Raw genomic sequence first — 9,064 nt, forward strand, 5'->3', positions numbered from 1 at the left:
TCTCTGGTGGCCTCAGTCAGATCAATGTCAGCAGACAGGATAAAGTGCGCGCTTGGGTTATTGCGGATTTCATTCAGCCCCGCCGGCGTGGCTATTTGCCAGGCCGTTTCTTTACTAAGGCCGTCACCTCCTGTAAAGAACGTGGTGGTAAAACTGCTCGTCGGAGTCCAGTCGCTCTCGCCTGCGCCATTCACAGAGCGTACACGCCAGTATATTGTGGCATCCAGCGCCAGGTCTGTGTTGATCGCGTATTGGGTGTCGGTGATACCGGTCTGATTGACGATAAACGAGGAGAACGCCGCATTCGCCGACACCTGCAGATCATAAGTGTCGGTCATGTCAGCCGCCGCTGCTGAGGCAGCCTCCCAATCCAGCACAGGCTGACGGACCACACGCGTAGCCAGGTTGGCCGGGCTGCTGATCACGGGAACATCCGGCGCATCAAAGCCGGGCGCCGGGCTCTGAACCAGGTTCTTTAGGACCGGGAAGGAAAGCCCCGGCTGTATCTGCCAGGTATTCGTAAAGTCCCAGGTATCCGCACACTCAAGGTCGCCAAACGAACACTGTAAACGCATTTGCGCGCTGGTCAGGCCAAACGAATCGTCCGAGCCGGCCGAGCTGCCCTGGCCTGTGGTCTCGGTGTTCCAGTAACTGTTGGTAATAGTTGCGCCACCTGAACTAGGCCCGCCCACCAGACCGCCAATCTCGGTGCCAGCACCCCCGTCGCTGACGCTGACACTGCCAATTGCATAGCTGTTGTTGACAGTACCGGCGGCAGCCAAACCCACCAGGCCACCGACTCTGCTGTTGCCGACGACATCTCCGGTGGCATAACTGTTCGCAATTGAGGTTGGAGACTGACTGGCCAGCCCCACCAGACCACCAACACTCCCGTCTCCACTCACGTTACCAGTGGCATAACTGCGGGCGATCGTGCCGCGGCTTAAAATTCCGACCAAACCTCCGATATCTACACCACCGCCGCTGACATTGCCACTAGCATAACTGTTGGTAATATCACCCGAACCTACTCTACCTGCCAAACCACCAACACTATCAAGACCGCTTACTGCAACAGAGGTGTAACTGTTACCGATATCGCCATTTTCCAGGTGCCCCACCAGGCCACCTGCAAACGCTCCAGTGCCAGTCACACTGCCCGTCACGTAGCTATTTTCAATCCTGTTGTTGATACCCGTCGCCCGGCTCACCAAACCACCAACATTTTGACCACCGGTAATGTTCACCGCTTCCAGCGCCAAGCCGGTCAGTGTCGCCGACCCACTGATGACGCCAACGAGTCCGACACTGTTTGGGGCTTCACCGTTTTCGGTGCGATTGATAAACAACCCTGTGATCTTGCGATCGTTGCCATTCAGGCTGCCTGTGAAAGGTGGAGAGAATGCGCTGTAGTAGACTCCGATTGGCTCCCAACCCAGTCCACCATGCCAGTAATCGCCCCCCTCTCTGGTGGCCTCAGTCAGATCAATATTGTCAACGAGAATATAATGCGCCGCGAGGTCATTGCGGATTGCATTCAGCCCCGCCGGCGTGGCGATTTGCCAGGCCGTTTCTTTACTGAGGCCGTCACCCCCTAAGAAAAACGTGGTGGTAAAACTGCTCTGGGTCCAGGCACTCTCGCCTGCCGCGTTCACCGAGCGTACACGCCAGTAGATCGTGGCTCCCAGAGCCAGGTCGGCGGTGATCGTATATTCGGTGCCGTTGCGGTCGGTCTCGTTCACGATAAACGAGGAAAAACCCTCGTTAGCCGATACCTGCAGATCGTAACTCGCGGTAATTGCAGCCGACTCATCGGAAGCTGCCGTCCACTGCAGCACTGGTTGACGTGATACCCCCGCCGCCAGATCGCTCGGGCTGCTGATCACCGGGGCTGCAACGCCGGGCGCCGGGCTCTGTAATAGGCCTTGCAGAACAGGGAAGGTAACGCTTTCCTGGATCTGCCAGGTATCATCAAAATCAAATTCGGCAAACGAGGTCTGCTGACGCATCTCCGCGCTGGTCAGGCCAGTGACGCCCTCGCCACCAGCAGAGCTGCTCTGGCCCGTGGTCTCAGTGTTCCAGTAGCTGTTGTTCACGCTCGCTGGGTTGCTAAGACTCCCCACCAGGCCACCAATCCCGGTGCCGGCAGCCCCGTCGTTGACACTGCCAATCGCGTAGCTGTTGCTCACAGTGCCTGACGAGGCATTACCCACCAGGCCACCGACGCTGGTATTGCCGGTGACATCCCCCATGGCATAACTGTCAGCAATGGAGTCATCAAGTGCTCCACCTAACTCCCCCGCGAGACCGCCAACATTTCCAATTCCACTCACGTTTCCAGTGGCATAACTACGGGTAATAATGCCATTGGTTGCACCTACCAAACCACCAACACGGGAAGAACCGCTCACGGCTGCTGTGGCATAACTGCTCTCTATGGCACCGTCGTAGTCGCCTGCCAGGCCACCGACCTTGTTCCCAGTGGCGGTCACACTGCCCGCCACGTAGCTATGCTCAATCCGGACATTGGACCCCATCTCTCCCACTAAACCACCAACAGATGAACCGCCCTTTACGCTGACCTCTTCCAGCGCCAGTCCTGCCAGTTTCACTGGACCAGTGCCGGAACCAGTGGCGATACCAAACAGTCCGATGTAGTCAGAACCGGGGCGGTCAATATGCAACCCTCTGATCTTGAAACCATTGCCATCCAGGCTGCCCCGGAATGCGATGGGTTCCCCATCTGAACTATAGTAGCCAATCGGCTCCCAACCCAATCCACCATGCCAGTATGCGCCGCCCTCTCTGGTGGCGGCTGTCAAATCAATGTCAGCAGTGAGGATATAGTTAGCACTTAGATTGTTACGAATCGCATTCAGCCCCGCCGGCGTGGCGATTTGATAAGGGGTGTCCGCACTACCGTTACCACCCTCAAACTGCGCCAGGGTGTGGACAGAGGGCAACAACAAAACAACTATACACAGGCTGCGCAACAGCCATGAACGAGGTGTGCCCGCAGCAGTCGGGTATCGACCGGGGAAGCGCTTGCTGGCGGCAATAACAGAACGGGCAAACTCGATCATGGAGGCGCGACCTTTTCAAAGATGTCTCAGACTTAATGTCTACTCTATCTTAAAGGCTGGCGAGCATGGATCGTAGCGTTGCCCGTAGGACTGACGCGTCAGTGACGATGATTAAACGATTTGGTAACGCGCGGGAGCGTGGCTGATCGATCTGTGCCCTCCCTGATCGATTTATGAGCCCTGCTCGGCATCCTGAGACGGCTCATCACCGGCCAGGGGCGAGACGTTAAACGCCTGCCGGTAAAGCCGGGCAAAATAGCTGGCCTGGTTGAAGCCCACGGCCGCCGCCAGTGCGCCCAGGTTGCGATACTGGCCGGTCGCGGCCAGCTGGCGGGCCTTCTCCAGGCGGCACTGGCGTATGAAGTCGGAGGGGGTGAACGATGCTGTTTCCGCCAGGCGGCGGCGCAACGTAGGCGTGCTCATGTACATATCGCGGGCCAGGTTTTCCACACCAAAGCCCTGCTCATGCAGCCTGGCTTCAACAATGCGGCGCATACGGCTGAGCAGGTCATGCCCAAGGGGTTCATGATCAGAGTGTTCATGATCAGGCCGTTCATGCCCAGATATTTGATGGTCAGACGGTTCAAGGCCAGACGGCCCCGTGTCAGGCGCTGCATCGCTGCCCTCAGCAACCGCAGGTTTTGTTGCCACACCGTAAAATGCCCGCATTTGTGCCTGTTTGCGCAGCAGCACATGGATACGCGCCAGCAGTTCTTTGGCATCGAAGGGTTTGATCAGGTAGTCATCGGCCAGCGACTGCAGGCCGGTCAGCTTGTCTTCCTGCCCGGCACGGGCGGTGAGCATGATCACCGGTATATGAGCAAACTGAGTATCGGCCCGCAGCAGCTCAATCAGGCCAAGACCATCCCGGCGCGGCATCATCATGTCGGTGATCACCAGCGCGACATCCTGCTGCCGCAATACTTCTTCTGCGTGCACGCCGTCTTTGGCAGTCACCACCTGGTAAAACGGTTGCAGCAGGGCACACAGGTACTCGCGCATATCGGCATTGTCATCGACCACCAGAAGACGGCCGACACCGCTGTTCGATTGCGGAACGCCAGCCATTGCTGGCTCTTCGTTGAGGGGTGCTGCCGATGCAGGCAGATCTGGCGCAAGCTCCGGGATATCGGTGGCCGGGGTCTCCACATCCCGCAGTTCTCCGGGTTTAAGATGCGCCTTGCCCAGCGGTATCTGCACCACAAAACGCGAACCAACACCTTCTATGCTGCTGGCGCGGATTTGCCCGACGTGCATATTGACCAGCTCTCTGGCCAGTGCCAGCCCGATGCCGGTGCCCTGCTGCAGGCCGGTGGTCTGCTTGGCCTGAAAGTAGCGGTCAAACACATACGGCAGGCTGGTTTCAGGGATACCCTGACCGGTATCCGTCACAGAGATCTGCACATAGGCATCGGTGCTCAGGTTGTCGGGGTCAAAATCCGCCTCATCAGTGGCATCAATACCCACCACACTGACATCGACATCAATGCGGCCGCCCTGATCGGTGAACTTCACCGCGTTACTGAGCAGGTTGTTGATGACGATCTGGAATTTTTCGCGATCCAGGTACACCGACAGTGTCTCGTGGGCGCAAGTGAAATTAAGCGCAATACCTTTTTGCTCGGCAAAGCTGGAAAACTGTGAACTCAGGTGACGCACAAAGCTGACCACATCCATTTTCGACGCTTCCAGCTGCAGGGCATCACTGTCGAACTTGCTCAAGGCCAGTAACTGATCAATCAGGTTCTGTAATTGCTGTGACTGCCGGATCACTGACTTGACCAGCGCCGAATCATCATCGTCGGCGCGCTCAAGCAGCGAGCCCAGTGGCCCCTGGATCAGCGTCAGTGGTGTGCGGAATTCATGGCTGATATTGGCAAAAAAATGTGATTTGGCGCTGTTCAGATCCTCAAGTTCCTGCGCCTTTTTTGCCAGCACGTCATTCTTCTGCCGAATCTCCGCCGTCGCCTCGCTGATGTCTTTTTCCAGCTTGCGGCTGTAGTTCTCGCGCAGCTCGTTGCTGATGCGCAACTGCTCCAGCGCCTGTTGTTGCGCTTTATCCTTGTCGTCGTTCAGGGTTTTGCCCACAGCATAGGCCAGCATGATCATGGTGCCGGCAAGTCCGGCTGAGGGACTGTAAAACACGTAGTATCTATCGGTTAAACCCAGGTTGAGCAAACTGCGATCCAACACCACCAGCACAAACAGACTTTGTGCGTACAAAAAGTAACGCGCCTCGGACACCCCGCGGGTGACCAGGTAAGTATTTACAATCAGGGCGTAATAAATGATAACGGCCACCACAAACACAGTGGCAGCGCGCACATAGGTCGCCGTGCCCATCAGATAGGCAACCAGCAAAACCAGGGTAAAAACACCAAGCAGGACAAAACCCAGTCTGTCCAGCAGCGGATAGCGCCCAAGTTTCAGATACGAGCGGTAGAACAGCCCCGCCACCAGGCTGGCCAGCCAGTAATTCAAGAGCGTCAACTGATAACTGAGCGCTGGCGCGTCCGGCAATAGATACTGATGGAACCAGCCATCAAAAAACGTCAGCAACGAGAATATGGTGGTGGCAAACACCACATACCACAAGGCTGAGGCCTGCCGAATGGTCAGATACAGCATCAGATTGTAGAGAATCAAGCCAAGGAAAATGCCCGCAAAAATGCCATAAGCGCCCTGATCCCTGTCCTTGATCACATGATAGTGACGCTCGTCATACACCGCGCCAATCAGAAACAGGTTACCGTTGGTGTACAGGCGCAGGAAAAATTCCTGCTGCTCACCGGCGTCGAGCTCTGCAGAAAAGTGGTAAGACGGATGATTCAGGTCACGTGTGGAAAAGGGTCGCGAATTGCCGGTCTGAAATGACTGTGCGCCAGGCGCCATGGGGTAAAAGTCAAACTGCTGAATCAGCGGCGGCTCAAAGGTCAGCACCAGGGAGCGCGGCACATCGGTACTGTTGTGCAAACAAAACCGGACCCAATAAGCACTGCCAGGATCGGCAAAAACGGCGGTGAGCCCGGAACCCTGAACCGGCCGAAACGTTTCAGCCGGAAGATTCCGCCAGGGGGCTTCCAGCGTGGTGGTGTCATCTTCGTAAAAGCTCAGATACGGCAACAGATTAACGGCTTCGCTGATATCCGCTGTATTCACACACGACTGCGAGAGCCCGGCGTTACTTTGCTGGATTGGCGATTGCGCCCGTGATTGTGCCGAAAACAGCAACAGTAAAACGGGCAGGAGAACAACCACAAACGCACGAAGTTTGATCACAATGGGAGTGTCAGTCACGCAGGCCCCATACAGTTCCGGAAAACAGATACAAAGAGCCAGCAACGCGCCGCAAACGCTCTTACAATATTTTGAGTTCCCTGATGGTAGCAGCGTTACCTATTGAGTTCAAAGACAAAATTACGAAACCCCGGATCCGGGACTACAGATCAAAACCATATTCGGGAGAAACCACCAACTCCATGGTCATGCACAAGCGGGCTGAGGAGCAGATGGCAACGAGCGATCAATCAGGCCGCGCTTTTCCGCAGCAAATCCGCCCGAAAAAGCGCGAGGATTGTCCGAGTCCCGAGCGTCAGCGAGGTCGAGTTCCGCAGCGCCGGGCGGATTTGCGGAGGAAGCGGTCGGTCGCGACTGCCACCTGCTCCTCAGCCCGCGCTGCCGATTCGCCAAACAGTGATCAGTCCGGCAGCTGCCCACACCGACGGACCGACCTACGAAGCACTAAAGACTCTAGAGGCTCAGCACCTTCTCCCCCCGAGAAATCCCCGTCACCCCCGTCCGCGCAACCTCCAGCACCGACGCATTACCAATCGCCGCCAGAAAACTGTCCAGTTTGTCCGACGCACCCGTCAACTGAATGCTGTACACCGTGCTGGTCACATCCACAATCTGACCCCGGAAGATATCCGTCGTCCGCTTGATCTCCGCCCGCTGCGCCCCCGTCGCCTTCACCTTCAGCAACATCAGCTCACGCTCGATATGCGAGCCCTCCGTCAGATCCACCAGCTTCACCACATCAATCAGCTTGTTCAGATGTTTGGTGATCTGCTCAATCTTGCGATCATCACCAATCGTCGTGATCGTCAGCCGCGACAGAGTATGATCCTCCGTCGGCGCCACCGTCAGCGACTCGATATTGTAATTGCGCTGAGAAAACAGACCCACCACACGAGACAAAGCGCCAGGTTCATTCTCCAGCAATATGGAAATAATGTGCCTCATCTTATGTCCGCTCCGTTTTGCTCAGATACATATCCTTCATCGAACCACCCTTGATCGCCATCGGATACACATGCTCCGAGGGGTCAACTGCCACATCAATGAATACCAGCCGGTCTTTCAGGGCAAACGCCTCCGCCATCTTTTCGTCCAGCTCCGACAACTTCTCGATGCGAACGCCAACATGACCATAGGCTTCCACCAGCTTGACAAAATCAGGCAAGGATTCTGAATAGGTGCTGTTGGAATAACGCCCACCGTACTGCATGTCCTGCCACTGCCGAACCATGCCCAGCGACTCATTGTTAAGGCACACAATCTTCACCGGCAAACCGTACTGCAGACAGGTCGCCAGCTCCTGTATGCACATCTGGATGCTGCCCTCACCGGTGATACACACCGAAATCGCATCCGGAAACGCCAGCTGCACCCCCATGGCCGCCGGAAAACCGAACCCCATGGTGCCCAGGCCGCCGGAATTGATCCAGCGCCGCGGCTTGTCAAAATGGTAATACTGCGCGGCAAACATCTGGTGCTGGCCGACATCCGATGACACATAGGCCTGGCCTTTGGTGATCCGGTAGACACTGTCCACTACCTGCTGCGGCTTGATGACATCGTTCTCCGCCGAGGTCACTTTCAGGCACTGTTTGGCGCGCCAGCCTTCAATCTGCTGCCACCACAAATCCAGTGATTTGCGATCCACTTTGGCATCGGCCTGATCCACCAGATCGAGCATTTCTTCCAGCACACTGGTGACCGAACCCACGATAGGCACGTCCGCCGCCACCGTTTTGGAGATTGACGCCGGATCGATATCCACATGCAGGATCTTGGCGCCCGGGCAGAACTTGGACACCGCATTGGTTACACGGTCATCAAAACGCACACCAATACCCAGCACCACGTCGCTGAAGTGCATGGCGTTGTTGGCTTCATAGGTGCCGTGCATACCCAGCATGCCCAGAAACTGCTTGTCCGGTGCCGGGAACGCGCCCAGGCCCATCAGCGTATTGGTCACCGGATACCCCAGCTTGCGCGCCAGTTGTGTCAGCAGCTCGGCCGCATTGCCCTGAATCACGCCGCCACCGGCGTAAATGATCGGGCGCTTGGCGGCCAGCAGAATTTCCACCGCTTTTTTGATCTGTCCGGTGTGGCCCTTGGCCGGTACCGAGTAGGAGCGCATTTTCACGGTAGCCGGATACTGATATTCAAACTTGCGCGCCGGGTCGGTGACATCTTTGGGCACATCGATGACCACCGGGCCGGGACGGCCGGTGGTGGCGATATGAAATGCCTTTTTCACGATCATGGGGATATCTTCGGCGCTCTGCACCATAAAGCTGTGCTTTACGATGGGCCGTGATACACCGACCATGTCGGTTTCCTGAAACGCATCGGAACCGATCAGGGAGCTGTCCACCTGACCGGAAATGACCACCATGGGAATGGAATCCATAAATGCCGTCGCAATACCGGTAATGGCATTGGTGGCGCCCGGGCCGGACGTTACCAGTACCACACCCGGCTTGCCGGTGGCCCTGGCATATCCGTCAGCGGCATGTGTTGCCGCCTGCTCGTGACGTACCAGAATATGTGCCACCTTGTCCTGGTTGAATATCGCATCGTAAATGTGCAGCGCGGCGCCGCCCGGATATCCGAACAACAGCTCAACGCCCTCGTCGTGCAGCGCACGAATCAGCATTTCACCACCAGAAAGCAATTCCACTTTTATAGCCTCT

At 56.7% G+C, this 9,064-nt stretch carries 4 protein-coding genes; all 4 read right to left on the bottom strand.

The features are described 5' to 3' along the window. Positions 1-3,083 (bottom strand): beta strand repeat-containing protein (locus tag WD071_RS17590; protein ID WP_368049720.1); only part of this gene is annotated, 3,083 nt, incomplete at its 3' end. Between the two features lie 171 nt (positions 3,084-3,254). Then, positions 3,255-6,380, bottom strand: a complete 3,126-nt coding sequence (locus tag WD071_RS17595) for a 7TM diverse intracellular signaling domain-containing protein (protein ID WP_368049721.1) — start codon at positions 6,378-6,380, stop codon at positions 3,255-3,257. 453 nt (positions 6,381-6,833) lie between these two features. Further along, complete coding sequence (gene ilvN, locus WD071_RS17600) at positions 6,834-7,325, bottom strand: acetolactate synthase small subunit (RefSeq protein WP_294136151.1); 492 nt, start codon at positions 7,323-7,325, stop codon at positions 6,834-6,836. A 1-nt stretch (position 7,326) separates the two neighbouring features. Continuing rightward, complete coding sequence (locus tag WD071_RS17605) at positions 7,327-9,051, bottom strand: acetolactate synthase 3 large subunit (protein WP_368049722.1); 1,725 nt, start codon at positions 9,049-9,051, stop codon at positions 7,327-7,329. Positions 9,052-9,064: the final 13 nt, after the last annotated feature.

Origin of the sequence: Pseudohongiella sp., from assembly GCF_040877505.1 — a bacterium.
Taxonomy (GTDB): domain Bacteria; phylum Pseudomonadota; class Gammaproteobacteria; order Pseudomonadales; family Pseudohongiellaceae; genus Pseudohongiella.